Annotated in this window: 13 protein-coding genes; 3 read left to right on the top strand and 10 right to left on the bottom strand. The window is 54.5% G+C overall.

What is annotated here, in order from left to right:
- Window positions 1–291: 291 nt before the first annotated feature.
- Window positions 292–1,935 carry a CTP synthase gene (gene pyrG / locus SH573x_RS18955; protein WP_479349275.1) on the bottom strand — a complete coding sequence of 548 codons (1,644 nt, stop codon included), beginning with the start codon at window positions 1,933–1,935 and terminating at the stop codon, window positions 292–294.
- Between the two features lie 96 nt (window positions 1,936–2,031).
- A complete protein-coding gene (gene kdsB, locus SH573x_RS18950; RefSeq protein ID WP_479349274.1) occupies window positions 2,032–2,871 on the bottom strand; it encodes a 3-deoxy-manno-octulosonate cytidylyltransferase in 840 nt (279 codons plus the stop codon).
- A 125-nt stretch (window positions 2,872–2,996) separates the two neighbouring features.
- Here kdsB and SH573x_RS18945 point away from each other — a divergent pair, with 125 nt between their 5' ends.
- Both SH573x_RS18945 and SH573x_RS18940 read left to right on the top strand, forming a co-directional pair.
- Window positions 2,997–3,245, top strand: coding sequence for a hypothetical protein (locus SH573x_RS18945; RefSeq protein ID WP_479349273.1), 249 nt, complete (start codon window positions 2,997–2,999; stop codon window positions 3,243–3,245).
- Window positions 3,246–3,435: 190 nt separating this feature from the next.
- Window positions 3,436–3,720 (top strand): hypothetical protein, encoded by a 285-nt coding sequence (locus tag SH573x_RS18940; RefSeq protein ID WP_479349272.1) that lies wholly within the window; start codon window positions 3,436–3,438, stop codon window positions 3,718–3,720.
- Between the two features lie 164 nt (window positions 3,721–3,884).
- Here SH573x_RS18940 and SH573x_RS18935 read toward each other — a convergent pair whose 3' ends face one another.
- From SH573x_RS18935 to SH573x_RS18910, 6 genes are all read right to left on the bottom strand, one after another.
- Complete coding sequence (locus SH573x_RS18935; RefSeq protein WP_479349271.1) at window positions 3,885–5,618, bottom strand: TolC family protein; 1,734 nt, start codon at window positions 5,616–5,618, stop codon at window positions 3,885–3,887.
- A gap of 29 nt (window positions 5,619–5,647) precedes the next feature.
- Window positions 5,648–7,054 (bottom strand): HlyD family secretion protein, encoded by a 1,407-nt coding sequence (locus SH573x_RS18930; RefSeq protein ID WP_479349270.1) that lies wholly within the window; start codon window positions 7,052–7,054, stop codon window positions 5,648–5,650.
- The gene (locus SH573x_RS18925) at window positions 7,047–9,260 is read right to left on the bottom strand and encodes a peptidase domain-containing ABC transporter (protein WP_479349269.1); all 2,214 of its coding nucleotides are present in this window, start codon (window positions 9,258–9,260) and stop codon (window positions 7,047–7,049) included. Before SH573x_RS18925 ends, SH573x_RS18930 begins: the two co-directional genes overlap by 8 nt.
- A gap of 266 nt (window positions 9,261–9,526) precedes the next feature.
- Complete coding sequence (locus tag SH573x_RS18920) at window positions 9,527–10,051, bottom strand: DinB family protein (protein ID WP_479349267.1); 525 nt, start codon at window positions 10,049–10,051, stop codon at window positions 9,527–9,529.
- A gap of 60 nt (window positions 10,052–10,111) precedes the next feature.
- Window positions 10,112–10,447 carry a tetratricopeptide repeat protein gene (locus SH573x_RS18915; RefSeq protein ID WP_479349266.1) on the bottom strand — a complete coding sequence of 112 codons (336 nt, stop codon included), beginning with the start codon at window positions 10,445–10,447 and terminating at the stop codon, window positions 10,112–10,114.
- A 202-nt stretch (window positions 10,448–10,649) separates the two neighbouring features.
- Window positions 10,650–13,103 carry an ATP-binding protein gene (locus SH573x_RS18910; RefSeq protein ID WP_479349265.1) on the bottom strand — a complete coding sequence of 818 codons (2,454 nt, stop codon included), beginning with the start codon at window positions 13,101–13,103 and terminating at the stop codon, window positions 10,650–10,652.
- A gap of 426 nt (window positions 13,104–13,529) precedes the next feature.
- Between SH573x_RS18910 and SH573x_RS18905 the strand changes: the two genes are divergently transcribed.
- Entirely contained in the window at window positions 13,530–14,981 is a 1,452-nt protein-coding gene (locus tag SH573x_RS18905; RefSeq protein WP_479349264.1) for a phytoene desaturase family protein, read from the top strand.
- A gap of 120 nt (window positions 14,982–15,101) precedes the next feature.
- Here SH573x_RS18905 and SH573x_RS18900 read toward each other — a convergent pair whose 3' ends face one another.
- Window positions 15,102–16,931, bottom strand: a complete 1,830-nt coding sequence (locus SH573x_RS18900) for a peptidylprolyl isomerase (RefSeq protein ID WP_479349263.1) — start codon at window positions 16,929–16,931, stop codon at window positions 15,102–15,104.
- A 222-nt stretch (window positions 16,932–17,153) separates the two neighbouring features.
- Window positions 17,154–18,344, bottom strand: a complete 1,191-nt coding sequence (locus tag SH573x_RS18895; protein WP_479349262.1) for an LptF/LptG family permease — start codon at window positions 18,342–18,344, stop codon at window positions 17,154–17,156.
- Window positions 18,345–18,476 lie beyond the last annotated feature (132 nt).

Here is an 18,476-nt window from a genome sequence, read left to right as displayed (position 1 = left end):
TGTCTTGCAGTGGAATGCACCACACAATTCATTTCGCGGCATCGACTTAGAAGCTAGACGATCTCCCAAAGCTTGGCTGAGGTGACATGCATTTGCGCTGCACACTCTTACCCTTCGGCAAGCGGCCCCCTCCCGGAGCCTAGCTTAACGCTGGCTCCGACCTCCCCCAAGCAAAGCTTGGGAGAGGTGGCTGGACCTGTCCTACTCCTACTCCTACTCCTACTCGTACCCTTTCGAGTACGAACAGGAGTTTAAAGACCGAGGTCCTGCCCAGTTATTTGGTGAGTTGGCTTAGGCCAGTGTTTCTTGGGTGGCAACGCGCGATGGATTACGGCGTGTGTGGCGGGCGATGGCCGCTTGCACGAATCCTGAGAACAATGGATGAGCGGCAGTGGGTTTCGATTTGAATTCGGGATGGAATTGGACGGCCAAGAACCACGGATGGTCAGGTAATTCCACGATCTCGACCAGGCCTCCATCGGGACTGGTACCAGAGAACTTCATCGAATGGGCTTCGTATTGCTGACGATAGACGTTGTTGAATTCGTAGCGATGTCGATGGCGTTCGTTGATAGATGAAGTTCCATAGACGCGTTGGGCCAGCGAACCATCGACCAGTGAGGCCGGTTGGCTGCCCAGACGCATCGTGCCGCCCATGCGCGTGATCTCGCGCTGTTCATCTAAGAGACAAATCACAGGGTGAGCCGTTTCGCGATCGAACTCGCTGGAATGAGCTCCTTGCAAGCCAATGACGTTGCGACCATATTCGATCACCGCGCACTGCATTCCCAAACAAATCCCGAAGAACGGAATCTGCTTTTCACGTGCAAAGCGGATCGCTTGCAACTTGCCATCGATGCCACGTTCGCCGAACCCACCTGGCACCAAGATCCCATCGTAACCGCTCAAGACTCGCTCTGGCCCTTCGCGTTCGACCTCGGTGCTCTGAATGCGACCCAAACGCACGGAAGCTTGATGATGGATGCCGGCATGATCGATCGCTTCGTAAATCGATTTGTAAGCGTCTTTATGTTCAGCGTACTTGCCGACGACCGCGATACTGATCTCGTGTTTCGGTTCGCGCTGGCGGCGCAAGATTTCGTGCAGCGGTCGCAGGTCGGCTGGATGCGATGGCAGGCCCAGGCGTTTGACGATCAACTCGTCCAAGCCGTTGGTAACCAGGCTCAGCGGTACTTCGTAAATCGAAAAGTCTTTGTCGCGTTCTTCGATCACCGCTTGGACAGGCACATTGCAGAACAAAGCGATCTTCTCACGCTCGTCACGCGATATAGGTTGTTCGCAACGGCAGATCAATACATCGGGCTGAATACCGATTTGGCGCAGTTGGCCGACTGAGTGCTGAGTTGGCTTGGTTTTCAGCTCAGCTGCGGCTTTCAGATACGGCACAAGCGTCAGGTGAATGAACAAGCAGTTCTCTTGCCCGGCTTCGCGTGGAAACTGACGGATGGCTTCGAGAAACGGCAAGCTTTCGATATCGCCTACCGTGCCACCGATTTCGGTGATGACGACATCCACATCGCGTTCGCCCATCTTGCGAATCACGCTTTGGATTTCATCGGTGATGTGCGGAATGACCTGCACGGTCTTGCCCAAGAATTCGCCCCGGCGTTCCTTTTCGATCACGGACAGATAGATTTGCCCGGTCGTGTAATTGGAATCGCGTGTCAGTGGGCCGCTGGTGAAACGTTCGTAGTGACCCAAGTCCAAATCGGTCTCGCTGCCGTCATCGAGCACATAGACTTCGCCGTGCTGATAGGGGCTCATCGTACCCGGATCAACGTTGATATACGGGTCCAATTTCTGCATGCGGACGCGCAATCCACGAGCTTCGAGCAGCATACCGATCGATGCACTCGTGAGCCCTTTACCTATGGAACTGACTACCCCCCCGGTTACGAAGATATGCTTGGTCATCCAGCTGGATTCCTGTTGGGTCGGTCCAGTCAGCGCGGCGCTAGAGCCTGCGGTCCCCGAGGCAAGGCGGCAACTGACATGTAGAAAAGACCGATCTTAACAGGCACAGCGACGTCTGACAAAGGCCCGATAATCATTCCATGTGTCGATCCCTTGCGTCGGCTGGGGGACCGTGCCGACCACAATTGTGCAACCGGCTTGTAAAAAACGGAGTTGCTCGAGTCGTTCCAACTGCTCTAACGGACTTGGCGGAATTTGCCCCAAGCGCAACAAAAAGTCGCGACGATAGCCGTAAATCCCCATGTGTTGCAGGAAGGCTGGTGGATCGCAGCTAAGCAAGGCGTCGTCCCAGGAGCGCGCATGAGGAATTGTGGAGCGACTGAAGTACATCGCTCGGCCGCCGTGGTCGCAGACGACCTTGACGCAGGACGGATCGTCCAGCCGCTCGCGATCGCGAATCGGTGCAGCCAGCGTAGCCACATCGGCTTCGGGGTGATTTTCTAGCAGACTGGTAACCAGGTCGATCGCTTCTCCCGCGATCTCGGGTTCATCGCCTTGTACATTAATAAACAACTCAATTTCGCTGCACTGCCGCGCTACGCTGGCTACGCGGTCGGTTCCGCTGGGCAAATCTGGATCGGTCAAAATCGCCGTGCCTCCAAAAGCCTCAACTTCGCTGGCCAAACGCTGGCAATCAACCGCCACGATGATGCCACTTGGCAGCCTGGCTGCTTGGGCGGATTCGTAGGTATGCTGCAAAACAGTCTTGCCTGTTTCACGAAGCAGAAGTTTTTCGGGCAATCGAGTCGATGCCAGTCGAGCTGGAATGACGATCTGACTATTGAACGCGGATCGCTGAGGTTCGCTGGCTAGAGTGGCCAGCCGCGGAAAGCGTTCAGAAGAATTTGCGTTGGCAGCTTGGGCTGTTTGGGTCATTTGCGTTGCATCCGTGTCCGCAGAATGAATTGTGGCGGGGTGAGATGAGACTACCAAACCAGAGTTTGAGCTCCCAGAGCGATTTTGAGAATTCAGCACCAGCCCCAAGATTGGGGAAACGGCAGATGAGCAACGAATGGCTGTTATGTCTTGGTTGCGGAGTGATTGCTGCGGCTACACTTCTGAGAATGATGCGTCGGCGTCAATTGATATTGGTGACGATGTTAAAGGAGTATGTAGACCGCCAAGTCCAGTGGAACCGACGGCGAGCCAAGGCCAATGCAATTGCGATCGCCGACGAGACCAAGAAAGCTAGCAAAGCAGCAAAAACCGCGGCACTCTTGGGCGCTGAATCTTCGGCAGAATCCCAGTAACGAAGGCCACGAAGACGAGCAAGGTGGTGACGGAGCGTAGGCTCCTATCTTGACGATTGTAGCGCGCAAACTAGGGAACAAAACGCCACTATTTCGCAACTTCGCAAGGACTCGTTACGATAACAGGACAGATAATATACAATCACGCGAAATGTAGGCCGAAACGCAACACACTCTGCGATTGACTCGCATGTCAGATCCACTCGAACTAACCGTGGGCGATGTCCACTTGCTCCTGGCTCGTTGTTATGACGGTCCGGAGAAACCTCGTATGATCCGCCGTTTGGATTTTTTCAACGGCGAGATTCCGGTCAGCGTCGAAGTCAACAAGCTCTTTCACGACATGAAAGTCGTCCGCGTGATTGAGTCCGATCTAGACTTCGTCATCTGCGTACAAGACCCAACGGGGCCCAACACGGTGCTCTCGAGCAATCGTGTTCTCAAGCACAGCGTCAAACGCGTGGTCTACGAATAAACTGCTTTGGAGTGCGGTGCCATGTGGCACCGCTTTGATGTAAGCGTAGTCTCTAAACGCAGCCTGAGTCACGCTGGACGCTTGGAGTCACCTAGTTCGAACCGGCTGCGGTACAGTTGGGTTATCACATCAAAGCTACGGCTGCGCCGCAGCACTCCAAAGGTTCACGGTTGGGGAGCTGGCTTGGGTAGCTGGCGTGGGGTGGGGGCGTCCGATGGGGGCAGGGTGCTGATGCGGATGGCTTGTTCGATTGGGTCGAGGCCCAAAGCCGCTTGCATCTCGGCTAGAGCTGCAAACCACTTATACTGCGATTCAATCAGCTTAATTTCGTATTCGTTGGTTTTGGATTCCAACAAGTTCAAATACACCAAATCGACTTGCCCTTGCAAGAACGCGAAGTTGTAGCGATCGAGGGTCGTGATTGCGCTGCGCAGGGCGGCTTCGGCCTGTTCGACGCCCAGGGCAGCTTGGTCGAGGGCATTGCGAGCCGTCTGCAACTCGGCGCCGATTTTGTCCTGTTGCCAACGCACCTTCTGCTGCAACTGAGCCATCTTGGCAGCAGTGGACTGAATCTTGCCGCGCGCCTTGCGGCGTTGGATAGGCACTTCGCCTTGCAAACCCACTTCTAATTCAAAGCGACTTTTGTCGTTGGCACTGGAGGCCGGGTCGCCGGCATCTTGCGAACCTTCGGTAACTAAATCCAGCTGCGGCAACAGTTGATTACGCGCCAGCCGATTTTCCCAGGTAACTTGTTGCAACTCGAGATTGATCAAACGTAGTTCTGGCCGCTGCGCCATGGCAACGGTCAGATCCGCAGGAAAATCGCCGGGGGGCAAACGCTCGATGCGCGGGAACTTACTGGGCAGCCAATCGCTTGAAGGCACCATCGGTTGCCCGGCTTCATCGCGCAAGAACAATGACAACTTGTATCCAGTTTCGCGATACTTCTGCTCGGTTTCGATGACCAGCAACCGTCGCTCGGCCACCAACTGTTCGTTGAAGATCAAATCAATGCCTTTGTTCTTACCAGCTTTGACCAAATCTTCTAATTGACGCGTCCGCGTTTCGGCCAGAGAGAGTAATTCGCGCTGGGCTTCCAGGCTGCCGCCCATCGCTACCCAGTTCCAGTAAACAATCGCTCCCTCCATCGCGGTTAGCAGTAGTGTTCGATCGATCTCGGGACCAACCGCTTGTTGACGCAGGTTAGCTTGAAAGAGCGCCACACGTGCCGGATCGATTGCGCGACCTTGCAGCAGCGGTTGCACCAAGCCGAGCTTGTACTCGCCACTTTTGTCGGTTTCGCGTTCTTTATACCACGGTTCAAAGTCGCCACGACCAACGCGATAGCCGGCCGACAGATAGCCACCCCACCACAATTGTCGCGCGACACCAATGCCGTGACGATAATTGCGATAGACACCTGTGGGATCCGAAAGTGTATAGCCTTCCAGTTTATGATCGTAGAAGCCGCTTGCGGCCAATTGCTCACCGCCGACTACTCCCCGCTGAAGTCGCGCTTGCTCGATGAGCGGAAAGGCGCGAGCCACGCTGGCCACCACATCCGCTAGCGTCAACTTCCCGCTGGCTAGCAACTCATCACCTACGTTAATCGGCTGCGCAGGGGCAACGACTGATTCCGGCTGGCCATTGGCCGGTAGTGTGGGCGGATTCGTAGATGGTGTCACCTGACTGTCAGGCGTGGATTGAGGATTGGTCGGTTGAGCCGGCGGGAGACTTGGAGCAAAGGGTTGCGGTAGTTGAGGCACTCGCAGCCCATCATTGGTGGCCGGAGGCAGCAGCCTGGCTCCCGAAGTAATGGCCGACTTGACTGGTGCTTCGGGAACTTGAGCAAGGCAGAAAGAAGAATCGCAACTGTAAACCAAACCTGCAATGAGCATGGCTCGCCATCGCCCAATGCGCGGAGGCGCTACATCTTGGGCAGTTTGACCTTCTTGCCTTCCTTGCCTTTGTCCGATGATTGGTAGCCCTTGCCGGGTTCTTGATCGGAAATCACGGGCGGGAATCCGTTCAGTTGCCGCCATACTTCATAACCCAAAGAGACTTGCTTGAGCATAATCCAGCCAGTGGTACGCACGCCTTGTCTAAGATATCGGTTATCCGGCCACTGAGGCTCCTCTGGATCAGGTACAACCAGCACCGAAAAATTTCCACGCGTGTCATCGGTGGGACTGAGGGCCGCAATTTGCCCTCCAAAGGTGCCGACCGCCACCGACGGCCAGCCCACAAATTGCACCGCTGGCCAACCTTCGAATTGCATACGAACTTTGTCACCGACATGCACCAGCGGCATGTCGCGACCAGCCACGTTGAGCGTGACGGCGATGTCGGTTACTTGCGGTACGACAGTAAAGAGCGCATCGCCTTTTTTGACCGTGTTGGCTCCTTCGATCCCGAAAATCTCAAACAATACACCGTCGACTGGCGAGCGGACCTTTAGTCGCCCCAGAGACCCCAGTTTGACACTGAGTTCACTGAGTTCTTTTTCGACGGTGGCCAGCTTTTGTTTCTCTTCTTGAAGTTTGGCCTCAGCCTGACCATTCTTGATTTGGACTTCTTTGCGTTTGGCTTCCAGCTCGTCCTTTTTTGAATTCAGGGCATTGAGGAACTCCTGAACCATGGCTTGTCCTTTTTCCTTTTTCGACACTGCCTGGTCAAATGCATTGAGCTTGCTGTTGTATTCAACTTCCGAAATGAGACTCTTGGGAAACAGGGCTTCGGCTTGCTTCTTTTCGTATTGCTTCTGTTTCAATTCGGCAGTGAGCACTTCGACTTCGTTGTTCTGCTGTTCCCATTTCTTGGCAGCAGCTTCGACGTCTTTCTCACCGGAGGTGATAATGCTGAGCCCGTTAAGTTCTTGCAAGCTAACGTTCTGCTTGGCGACATCCAGCGCAATCTGCGTCGCATCCCGTTTGGCTTGCAGCTGTGCGACTTGCGATTGGACTTGATTGAGTTCATCCGGCGCGAATGGTTCGATCTCCAGCAGGAGTTCATCTTTGGCGACGATGGCTCCTTCGATTAAATCTGACCTGACTTTCTTGACGACCCCATCGGTTGGACTGCCGACGATTTGTGGCCTCTCCTGCGGATTGCGAGCCACCACCATCCCATTGCCGCCAGCGGACTGTTGCCAAGGCAAAAATACCATGCCAATGATGGCCAAGACCAAGAAGACGAAGGTGACCTTGCCCACCAAGCGCACTAGCCAATTGGTGCGCACCAAATGGATGGCCGGCAACATTTGGCCGAGTTGTTGTTCGGGCCGCAAATGATTCAGCGCATGATCGGTCAATTTTTGATCAAGTGCTTTATCCATGAATGGAGCTCTCTGTCGAACCGTGCGATTGATCGTGAATGGTATTGGGTTGGCAAGTCAGTACGCTAGTGCATTGCCTCACAAGTTGGGGATCGTGGGTGGAGAGGACAATTGTCGTTAGTTCTGTGCTCTGATTGAGCTGTGCCCATAGGTGATATCGGCTGTCTGGATCTAGTAGATCCAACATACCATCTATCAGCAGAACGCTGGGTATCGAAACCAGGGCTCGTGCCAAGCTCAATCGCACTGTTTGTTCATACGTTAGGGGATAACCGCCGGTTTGCAATTCTGCATCCAAACCTAACGGGAGCGCGAGAATTTCTTCCCATAGTCCGACTCTTTCCAACGCGCGCCTGACATCGGCGCTCGACAGCCAATTCCGCCCCAATCTTATATTTTCTAGCACCGAACCATTAAAAATTTCGGGGTGACGAGCCATCGAGATTAGATGGCCATCCGATACGCGCGAAGCGTCGCGTGAATCGAAGCCGGCAACTTCGGCGAAACCTTGTGAAGGCTCGACCAGTCCGGCCAGAATGTTCAGCAGTCGACTCTTGCCGCTACCGCTAGGACCAGTGATTGCAAGTCGGCTGCCCGGTTCGATAGTCACGGTGTCGCTGGGAGCACATTCATTAAACTTAATCGGTAAATTTTGCCACCGAATGCGCGGCGGTCCGCTCTCCGCGCTGCGATCCATGGCCGGCGGATCGTAAGGCAGATCCAACATGTGTCCAACTTTGTCTACGGCTGCGCAGAGATCGTAAAACGATTCGAGCGATTTCCCAATCTTGGCGAATGCTCCGACAATCGCCGTTACCACCAGCTCAGCGGCCACCAGCTGTCCCAAAGTCAGTTCACCGCGGATCACCAACCAGCCCCCCACTCCCAACAGAGCGGTCGACGCCACCGCCAAGAGTATCAACGCGAACGCTGACTGGCGCACCAAAACGCGAAAGTGGTCTTGGCGATCCATCAAGTATTGCACGGTCAAGCGATTGGCGCGATCGACCGCGTAACCGGCCCCACCATGCAATCGAAAGGCCGTGGGCATCGAGATCACATCTTGTAGCCAATGGCCCAGCTCATATTTGACTCGCGACTCGGCAATCGACGAGCGAACGCCGCCCCTGCCGAGCAAATAAGTAAACACCGTCATCACCACCAGCAGAATAATATCGAAGCCGAGCAGGTATGGATGATAGAAGGCCAGCAAAACCAAGCCGATCGCAGTCTGCAATACGATCGAAATGCCATCCAGAATCATGTTGGCCGTAGACTTCTGGATAGTCATGATGTCGAAGTAGCGATTGGCCAATTCGGAGGGATGTTCGCTCTCCAAGGCAGATCGCTTGGCCATGGGGAATCGATGAGCCAGATCGCCCACGATGCGCACGAACATCCGTCGCTGTATGATCTCGACAATGATCTGCTGTAAAAGTTTCAATAAACCTGCGAAGGCCAAAAAACCAAACAGCAGCGTGGTCAACACAAATAGCGGCTGCAGATAGGTGCCCCAGGCCACTGTGTTTACTAGTGATTCTACGGCCAAGGGAGTGGCCAGGCCCAGCACTCCGGCCACCAGGGCGAAGAGCGTGATCGTCCAAATATCGCGGGCCTCCAGCCTCAGTAGGCCCCACAATCGCTTCAAGGGCGAAAGGTGGTGGCCATGGTCGTGATGATGTGCGTGGTTGTGGGAGTGTTGGCCATCATTGCCACCTGTTGAAACCGCTCCGGTGTAACGCACGTGGGCTGCATTGTGAGCCGTTGTACCTTGTGCAATCAGCGCCCCCAAACGCTGCTGCCCACCCCAGAAACCTTTCAGTTGTTGCATCGTGACGTGCAGTGGTTCGCTTTCGGACGAATTGGCAGAGGCTTTGAGCTTGAGCGCTTCCAACCGCCAGGCCGTCTTGTATTTGAGCAATAGCCAACTATCGTCGCCCAAATCCAGGACGACAGGAAACCCGTCTGTCACCAACGTCCAGGCATCGCGTGGTCGCAACTCCGTGGCCGCCAAACGCAGTTCCAGTTGCCTGCCAGCCAAAGCCAACAAACCCAACGGCTGCGCCACCTGGGGATCGGTTGAATCGTCCAGCGCCCGTAGGACTTGGTGAATGTCGGCAGCTTCGCGGGGTACCTTTAAACACTCACCAACGCGTTGCAGGATGCTCGCCAATAGCCATGTCTGCTTGGTCCAGGATGGGTCCATGATTTAGTTTCCTGGTTATTCCTATTGGTTTAGCCTTTTGCTCCCGATGTGGGATGCTCGGGGCCACAGACTTTTGCGATTAAGTTGGGCAGGATAACTTTGACACAGGCTAGAAGCCTATTCCACAACACAGGCTGGAAGCCTATGCCACAACACAGGCTGGAAGCCTATCCCACATACCGCAGGTTGGAAGCCTAGGCCACAAGACAAACGCTGGCAGCCTATGCACACATACCACAGGCTGGAAGCCTATGCCACATTAGGCGCTAGGCTGCGGGCATTCCTTCCATTCGCCGCCAAGTGCTGATCTGGCCCAAATGGGAGGTCACATGGCCGACAGCGTAGAACGCCAACATCGAGCCCAATGTGGGACACAGATGCTTTAGAGGAGAATCGGCTGGATTAGGTGCCAGCAACAGCGAATCATCGCAAACGCGCAACGCGGCAAACGCAGCTTCGTAGGTCTGCTGAAAAACCGTTAGAATTTCATCCTTGCCCGGATACTTGACGCCCGATGGGTCGTCCTCGCACTTTTCGTCCTTGGAAAACAGTTCCACAAAACGCGGCGGTGGGGTGGCAGAAGCTTTGTCTTGGCCGAGCAGTTCCACAATCTTCAGTGGATAGAGCGACAAGTGGCCCACATTGAAGGCAGGATGATTCGATGGGACCGCCTGGCCACCTGGACAAGCAATCCTCGCAAATCGTTCCGCCGGAATGCTGTCCAACAAACGCCTGGCGTAACGCATGCCAACACTGCCCGCGTCGGCGATCAGGCCACCAATTTGCCCCATCTGATTGGTACTCCCTATCAAGGTGTCTGCGTGCGGCACCAGCATCCAGCCGGTGTACCGTTATCCGCCATGCAAGCGATTGCTGCGGGCTAATGAATCTTCTGCCATTTGAATGTAACGTGGATCGCGCGTGCCTTCCCAGGCACGTTGATAGCTGACCGACAGGGCCGAGTGGTTCAGAGGTTCGTTTGGCTCCAGTTCAACAGCCCGCAGGTTGTGATTGATCGCGTCATCGTATCGACCCAAATCGACGTAGATTTTGCCAAGCATCATATGGCCGAGCACATAATCGGGGTCATCGCTCAACAACTCTTCGATCGCCTGAGCAGCTTCAGGCAGTTTGCCTGCATCTTTCAATTTCTCGGCGGCATTGTAACGCTGACTGGAAAGTGACATCGGATACCTCGTAACTGGCCATGCAATGAAACGATTGTGAACTAGCTCGCCTCCATACTACAGTGCGTAAAGCTAACTGCAAGTTACTGATTTGTCTATGGACGGTGCGATGAGTGTGGGCCTCCGAACTGGGGCGGTTGTTGGGACAGTTGCTGGTCACTCGTCACAGGCTGGAAGCCTATGCCACACACAGGCTGGAAGCCTATGCCACAGTTACCAGTGCCTTGGCGCGACCACTGGCATCGATGGCGTACGGAACCCAGACCAGGGCGACTAGATCGATGCGTGTGTCACTCTTGCGACAGGGTATGTCCAGCGGCGTCATAGTAATGCCGTGGACAGAGAAACGATTCTTCAGCTGTTCGATCTCGGCTTCGGCTTTCTCAATGATTTCCGCGCGTTCCGTTTGCAAACGCTCGAGTTCTCGCTGTGCATTTTGCGATTGCGAGCGCTGCTGTGCAGCTTTACCAATACCGCGCGTGGTGGTTCCGACGCGCGAACGTTTGTTGCCCAGTAACATGCCCAGTACTGTGCCGCCTATGATGTCGATGGCACTGCCCATGAATTGGCTGTTCTCTTTCGAGGCCCGCTGCTCCGCTGAGGCAATCTTGCTTTCCAAAGCCCGCACCTGAGTTTCATACTTGCTGCGCAGTTTTTCTTTTTCGATATCGCGCAGCTCGCGCAGTTTCTGCTCCAAACCCAATCGCGCGTCCAGTTCGTCTTGCCCTGGTTGGCTGAAGGCTTTCAGGTCTGAACATTCAAAAATTCTTAATGGTTCATGTCGATAAATGAAATCTTTCAGCTGAGTTTGCCATTTCTTGTAGTTGCGTCCGGCCAACATGGTATCTGGCAATTCCGTATAGGCGGCATCCTCGAAGGACGGCTCTTTGGACAATTCCCAGGCTTCACCCGTTAGCCGTTTGGCATCTTCCCACACGTCATCGGCCAATGGACCATCGCTGCCAGCCAGCCAGGTCATATCAACCCATGAGTCGAGGTCGGCAGAGGCCTTGACGTAGTGGCCTGCCACTTTACCCAATAGCGCCGGTCGGTACTCGACGGTGTCTTTTGTGCCCGGAGTTCTGGTGGGCTCGACGAAACGCTCCACCACGTCGGCCGCCACGATGGGACGATTGTTGTGACCAGTGGATTTGGCTGCCGACGGAGCAACGGCGGCCGGGGCTGAGGACGGCGGAGAGTCGGTTGACATTGGTTGCGATACGGGCGGCGGTGCGACGGCTTTTCGCGGAGCCATTAATTTCTGAATGTCTTGACGAGCCAAGGGGCCCCGCAGAAACGACAGTGCCCAGCGAGATTGAAACACAGTGGGGCTGTCGTCATGCACGTTGTTCATCAAGAACACGCGATTGCCCAACGCCGCTAGCGTTCGTTCCATCGCATTGCGATCGAACTTGGCCCCAGCTTGCTGCGCAGCACCTTCCAGTCCCTCGAGCACTCGCGCTTTATCGCGTTCGGTCTGCAAGCGGCCTAAGAACCACGTGCCGATATTAGCCAAGCCTTTGTAGTCTAAATCGACTGGGTTCTGCGTTGCCAATGCAATGCCCAGTCCAAACGCGCGGGCTTGTTTCAGCAGTACCAACATGGGCGGCTTGCTGGGCGGTTTGGCCGAGGGTGGAAAGTAACCGTAAACTTCATCCATATAGAACAGAGCTCGCAGACTGCTGGTTCCCGGTTGTGTGCGCATCCACCCCAGCAACTCATTCAAAAAGATCGTCACAAAGAACATGCGCTCGGCATCGTTCAGATGTGCGATCGAGATGATCGACAAGCGGGGCTTGCGCTCAGCCGTATAAAGCAGACTCTTGATATCTAGCGGTTGACCTTCCAGCCAACCTGCAAAACTGGGCGAAGCCAACAAGTTGTTGAGCGTCATCGCCATCTTCATGCGATCGGCCGCGGGATAAAAACTCTCCAAGTCAAAAACACCTATCTTGCTGATGGGCGGTGTTTGAATCAGCCGAATGAGGGTTCCGAGTTCCAGGTTCTGACCTTTACTCCAGGCGTCGGTGAAGATGTTGGACAGCAGAATATGTTCGCGGCTGGTCAGGGGATCGGCATCGATACCTAGCAGCGTCAGCAACCCGGAAGCCGCACCCGAAATCCGCTCGCGGTACAAGTCAGTATCTTCCAGCACCTCTTTGGGTGGGGCATCAAAGCTGCGCAGCACGGTCATAGGCAGACCGGCATTGCTGCCTGGTGTATAAATCGAGATGTCGACGGAATCGCGAAACTTGGCCACGCGCTCAGGTGACTGCTGCCACGATGCCAGGCCATCGCGCCACTTGGTGGCCGTCTGCGCAGCCAATTCGTCCAAAGAGATGCCTTTGCGCTGTGCCTCTGATTCTTCTAGCCATTCTTTAAATTGCTCTGGTTTGAACTCGGGGAACGTTAACAGCAGATTCCCCAAGTCGCCTTTGGGATCAATACAAATCGCCGGAATGCCATCAATGGCAGCTTCTTCCAACAGCGACAGGCATAGACCCGTCTTCCCACTGCCGGTCATGCCCACACACATGGCGTGAGTCGTCAGATCTTTGGCGTCATAACAGACCAGATCATCCAGCAGTTTGCGATTATCCAGGTCGTATTTCTTGCCCAGGTAGAAGCTGCCCAAACTCTCGTAACTTGCGTCCATGTTCAATTCCAACTGCCGGCGTAATAGGGTGGAAAACGAATAAGCTAACCTCTGCGTGCCAATCGCGAAAGTAAGCGGTCACCTCTGCAGTCACCTCTCCATACGCAGCATTTGGAGGTCGAAGCCAGCGTTAGCCAGGCTTCGGGAGGGGTGTCGCCGAAGTCGCCAGACTTTGGACGCGTTGCCTATTTGTTTTCCATACTCTTGCCTGGTCGTTCAATTGCATGGCGTTTAGGGTTCTGGGTGGCACTGGCAAGGCTGCGCATAGCCAGTGCCACCCTAAGGCCTTTGTAACTCGATAGTTAAAAGCTGCACGATCTCTGCTTCGCCGGTAGAGGTGACCGTGGACTAGTCGATTTTCCGCGGCCGTCGTAAACTTGAAGGCTTCAATTACGGCCGTTTTTTGTTTGTTTTTCGAGCGAGCAGATGCCCAAAGACTTTTTGCAAGGCTGTCAGGATGAATACGACGTGGTGGTCATCGGCAGCGGATTGGCTGGTTTGACCGCGGCCAACGTTTTGGGCCGAGCCGGACATCGCGTACTGTTACTGGAACAACATTACAAACTCGGCGGGCTGGCCACCTGGTTCAAACGCCCGGGCAGCCATACGTTCGATATCTCGTTGCATGGGTTTCCCGCAGGCATGATCAAGAGTTGCCGGCGTTATTGGAACGACGAGATAGCCGGCAACATCGTGCAACTGAAGAACATTCGCTTCGATAATCCGATGTTCTCGCTGACCACCACCTTCAATCGCGAGGATTTTACGCGGCTATTGGTCGAGCGTTTTCAGATCCCTGCGGCCAAGGTCAACGAGTTCTTCGATACGGCCCGGGGCATGAACTTCTATGATGACCAAGATGTGACCACGCGAGAGTTGTTCGAACGATTCTTTCCTGGACGTGAAGACGTGGTGCGTTTGCTGATGGAGCCGATAACGTACGCCAACGGTTCTACGCTGGAAGATCCGGCAATTACCTACGGCATCGTGTTCTCCAACTTCATGGCCAAAGGTGTGTTCATCTACGAAGGTGGCACCGATGACCTGGTCGGCAAGATGCAAGCCGAACTGACACGCAACGGTGTAGATGCCAGAATTCGCTGCGATGTCGAGCGTATCGAAGTCAATCGCCAAGGTGTCCAAGCCGTACAGGTTAATGGTCGACGGATTCGCTGCCGGGCTGTGGTCAGCAATTCAAACTTGCGCGGTACGATTTTCAACCTCGTCGGTCGCGAACATTTTGATCCGGAGTTTGTTCGCGATGCAGAAGCGGTGCGTCTGAACAACAGCAGCACTCAAGTTTATATGGCGCTGAAAGAAGGCGAAGAGATTGACGAGTCGACCGGCGACTTGTTGTTCTGTTCCACCGCCCCGCTGTTCCGCACCGAGATGCTGCTCAGCCGCAACATCACCAGCCGTACCTTCAGTTTCTACTATCCGCGTACCCGTCCTACTGCCAAGCGTCGCTATGCAGTGGTTAGCAGCACCAATGCCAACTACAGCGATTGGGCCAACTTGGACGAAACCCAATACGAGGCCAGCAAGCAAGAACTGATTGAAACGACGCTGGCTGCCTTGGAGCAATACGTGCCGAACGTTCGTGAAAAGATCGACCATGTGGAAGCTGCCACGCCCAAGACGTTTCAGCATTACACGCATCATTTGCAAGGTGCCAGCTTCGGCACCAAGTTCGAAGGCCTGGCCGTTAGCCGTGCGCTCCCACAACAAATTCCCGGCCTGTATCACGCTGGTAGTGTGGGCATCATCATGTCGGGATGGCTGGGGGCAATCAATTACGGTGTGATCGTTGCCAATGAAGTCGATGGCAAGTTATCCACAGCGGCACCCGCCGCGATCGCCACAGCGGAGCAGAAATAAGCTGCGGCTTAAAGTATTGGTTTGCGATTTCAGGTGGCCACCGCTGCCAAGCGGTGGATTCTGTTGCCAAGCGAGTTCACCGTCCGGCCAAGCGAGTCCACCGTCTGGCGACGGTGGCTACTAGCGTTTGACTGGAACTTGGATGTTTGCCGACGCGGCTTGGACAGCCGGTTGGGTCGCAGCGATTTTTTCTTCCAGTAAGTTGGTGATCTTGGTCGACTTGAGCAAACGATCCAGTTCATTCTGCATTTCAATTCGCAGCTTCTTCTCACTGATTTCTCGGGCTAACTCGGCACGAATGGCGGCGTCAAGAGCCGGGGCAATAGGTTCCGTCAGCCCTTGTTTATACATGATGACGAATTGTTCACCGACAGCGATCACGCTTGATAGCTCACCGGCTTGAATTGAGAACGCGGCTTTTTCGAGCGTGGGTTGACCGGAGTGGTGGCGGATTGGTGGCACCTTGCCGAAGTTGCTGCGCGATACTGGTTCCACCGAATACTTAGCAGCCAGGTCACCGAAGTTGGCTTCGGTCAAGTTCTGGCGAGCTTCCGACCAGACTTGTTCCGCAATGCGTTGATTGCTCAGTACGATCGCCAATACTTCTGCACGTGGACCGAAGTTGGATTCGAATCCCTTTTGAAGATCTTCTTCCGTGACTACGACTTTGTCAGCCACCAACTTTTTGAGGGCCACGCTCGGCCAGACTGCATCGCTGACATACAGTTCATAGCTAGCGCCTTCTTCCTCCTTGAGAACGCTCTGAATCCAGGCATCCACATCAGGCGTACCATCTTTCTTGACGTATCCAAGTGCATCGGCCGCGCGAGCGATTTCAGCATCGATGTCTTCTTTGGTGATGACTATCTGCTTGGCTTGAACTGCCGAGCTAATGATGATGCGATTGATCTCACCTTTGAGCACTTGCTTGCCATGACGTGTGATGCATTCAGCGGCTAGTTGGTCCAGGGCAACTGGCTGACCATTGATGACACCGGCTACGTTGGGATATTGTTTTTCCAGTTCAGGCTTGCCTACAACCTGGACGATTTGCGATCCCTTCTGCAGTTCTTTGAACAGTTCGTCCGACGCCTTGATCAAGCGATCCTGTTGCAATTGATCCGCGATGCGTTGCTCGATCATCGGGATATGTTTGGCGTCGGGCGTGCTGGCAGGCATGTGACGTACGCATTGTAGGATCAGCCACAAGTCGGCCGCCTGAAAGACCGGCGAGACCTGGTTGGGTTGCAATTGGAAGGCGATCTTTTCTAGCGCATCATCACCGCTGTACTGCGAGACCGGCGGTAGCAAGCCTTCGACACTAGCACTGGCGGCATCAATACTCTTCTCTTTGGCCAGCCGTTTAAAGGTATCCGGCGCGGCCGTAACTTGCTGGTGAATTTCGTCAGCAGTCTTGCGGTCTCTGACGGCAATCATACGCACTTGAACCTTCGGTCCATACGCATTGGCAAAGACCTTCTGCACATCATCTCGCGAGATCTGAATCTTGTCGGCAGCCAGAGCCTTGAGCGCCAGGACGGGCCACACGATTTCACTGGCATATCGCTCAGGTGGATAGTCGCGGTTCTCTTCCAGGGTCTTCAAGAACTGAGCTGTGGTCAAACCGTAGTTACCAGCCATGCGACCGATCTCGGCGTTGACTTGATCTGTCGTGATGTTGATGCCTTTGGCTCGGCAAGCTTGTAGGATCAAGTGTTTGTTCAGGAAGTTGTCCAGGACCATTGCCCCGTGACGCTTGACGCATTCATGGCCAAGCTGTTCTCGCGTGATGGTCAGTCCACCCACCATGGCTACCACTTTAGGTAACTTCGACATGGGATTGTCATCTTTGGGAGCAGCCGCAGCCGGTGGATCAGCTGCTATGGTTGACGACGACAACAAACCCAAACACAAGCTGGCCGTGGCCATCCAACGCACCAATCGAGACATGTCGAAGGTTCCTCCTGAACCATTTCCGGCGAGTAGTAAATGTGGTTTTAAATAGTAGCGGAGGCAGGCGGTTGGGTACAAGGCAGATTTTCTGGGCCGCGTAGCGGAAGCCGTCAAGGCTTGTAGAGCAGCTGTCCCCAGCTGCTCAGAACCCTCTAACCAATGTCTCTTCCGACCATCGGCCCAGAGTTCCATGAGAACGCATGCCGAGCGCCTCGCAGTTTAGTTCATATGAACTTTACGCATAAAGTAACCGCCGACTGCTAGCAAAGCCAGGTTTCCGAGCCAGACGCTGTAGGGTGGCCAACCGCCATCTTTGGCTTGCTCCAAGCCGAGTGCAAACAGCGGATAATAGACGACCAATAGCGGCAAGAAGGCTATGCCGAAGCTGGACCAGTAGTCCGCTGTCCGGCACCAAATGGCCAGCGGAACTCCCAGCCAAACAAAGCAGAAACAGCTGAAACCACTAGCCCAACGCCGCCAGGGTTCCGTGTTTAACCTGGCCAAACGCTCGCGCGCGGCGTAGATGCGGCCATTGGATTCAACACTTGTCGGCGCGTTCAGCCAATCGTAGCGGCCAACTGCCAAGCCCATCAAGGCTCGCGCGGCTAGCAATTCTTCGCTCTTGCGAATGATCTCGCGCTGGTTGGTTATCTCAGTGTTAATCTGTCGCAGTGGAATCTCGGCCGGCCGACCAGCTTCACGACCTTTGCGTGCTGCTTGCGCCCAACCAATATCGTGCGAAAACGGTTCGGGGAATCGACATTCGGTACTTGTTCCCACATTCAAAATTGCATCTTTTAACGTCACTCGCAAAATTTCGAGTTCGGGAATCAATCGCAGTTCGCCCACGCGGGCCGAAACATTGATCGGGCCGTCATTGCCACCCTGAATCGTAATTTCCGGGTTGATCAGTTCATGACCTTGAACCGAATCAACCATGATCGAGAAACCCCCGCTGGAAGTGTAGGAACCTGTGGAGCGCAAAGTGTGATACACAACCTCTTCGATATGATGCATGATCACACGATCCATCCCCGGTCGACCCCAGGAGACCGCCAAGTCCATCATCCACACGGCGAAAGGGCTGAACAGAAACCCGACTATGATCGTCGGGCCCATAATGCGCATCGGTGGAACACCAGCGGCTTTGACGGCCAAAACTTCATTGTCAGCCGCAATGCGACCAAAGACACTGCACACGGCAAACAACAACGTTGCCGGCAGAGCATACTGCATGGAGATGGGCAAAATATAGGGAATGAGCCCCAGGATTGCCAGGAAACTGACCCGCTCACTGACCAGCTTTTCGACCACGAACAATAACATGATCAAACTGGTAAACGCCAAGAGCGCAACCAGGAAAAGTTTGCTGACTTCCCAAAGTACATAAACCGTAAAACGCCGAATCATAGTGGCGCGGAGTCTAGCGATCACGTCACCGGATCGCAATATCACAAGTTGTGGAATCGAAGGGCCGTAGGGCCAGCCCAAATTCGACGCAAAAAATAGGAATAGGAATAGGAGTAGGAGTAGGAGTAGGAG

The organism is Rania fehmarnensis, from assembly GCF_056494185.1.
The sequence above is the reverse complement of the archived record's forward strand: the minus strand, read 5'-3'. Positions and strand labels throughout refer to the sequence as shown.

Excerpts from the sequence above, each read along its gene's own strand:
- SH573x_RS18905 (WP_479349264.1), top strand. The coding sequence starts at position 13,530 with ATGCCCAAAGACTTTTTGCAAGGCTGTCAGGATGAATACGACGTGGTG.
- SH573x_RS18920 (WP_479349267.1), bottom strand. The coding sequence starts at position 10,051 with ATGGGGCAAATTGGTGGCCTGATCGCCGACGCGGGCAGTGTTGGCATG.
- SH573x_RS18910 (WP_479349265.1), bottom strand. The coding sequence starts at position 13,103 with ATGGACGCAAGTTACGAGAGTTTGGGCAGCTTCTACCTGGGCAAGAAA.
- SH573x_RS18900 (WP_479349263.1), bottom strand. The coding sequence starts at position 16,931 with ATGTCTCGATTGGTGCGTTGGATGGCCACGGCCAGCTTGTGTTTGGGT.
- SH573x_RS18945 (WP_479349273.1), top strand. The coding sequence starts at position 2,997 with ATGAGCAACGAATGGCTGTTATGTCTTGGTTGCGGAGTGATTGCTGCG.
- SH573x_RS18915 (WP_479349266.1), bottom strand. The coding sequence starts at position 10,447 with ATGTCACTTTCCAGTCAGCGTTACAATGCCGCCGAGAAATTGAAAGAT.
- SH573x_RS18925 (WP_479349269.1), bottom strand. The coding sequence starts at position 9,260 with ATGGACCCATCCTGGACCAAGCAGACATGGCTATTGGCGAGCATCCTG.
- SH573x_RS18935 (WP_479349271.1), bottom strand. The coding sequence starts at position 5,618 with ATGCTCATTGCAGGTTTGGTTTACAGTTGCGATTCTTCTTTCTGCCTT.
- kdsB (WP_479349274.1), bottom strand. The coding sequence starts at position 2,871 with ATGACCCAAACAGCCCAAGCTGCCAACGCAAATTCTTCTGAACGCTTT.
- pyrG (WP_479349275.1), bottom strand. The coding sequence starts at position 1,935 with ATGACCAAGCATATCTTCGTAACCGGGGGGGTAGTCAGTTCCATAGGT.
- SH573x_RS18930 (WP_479349270.1), bottom strand. The coding sequence starts at position 7,054 with ATGGATAAAGCACTTGATCAAAAATTGACCGATCATGCGCTGAATCAT.
- SH573x_RS18895 (WP_479349262.1), bottom strand. The coding sequence starts at position 18,344 with ATGATTCGGCGTTTTACGGTTTATGTACTTTGGGAAGTCAGCAAACTT.
- SH573x_RS18940 (WP_479349272.1), top strand. The coding sequence starts at position 3,436 with ATGTCAGATCCACTCGAACTAACCGTGGGCGATGTCCACTTGCTCCTG.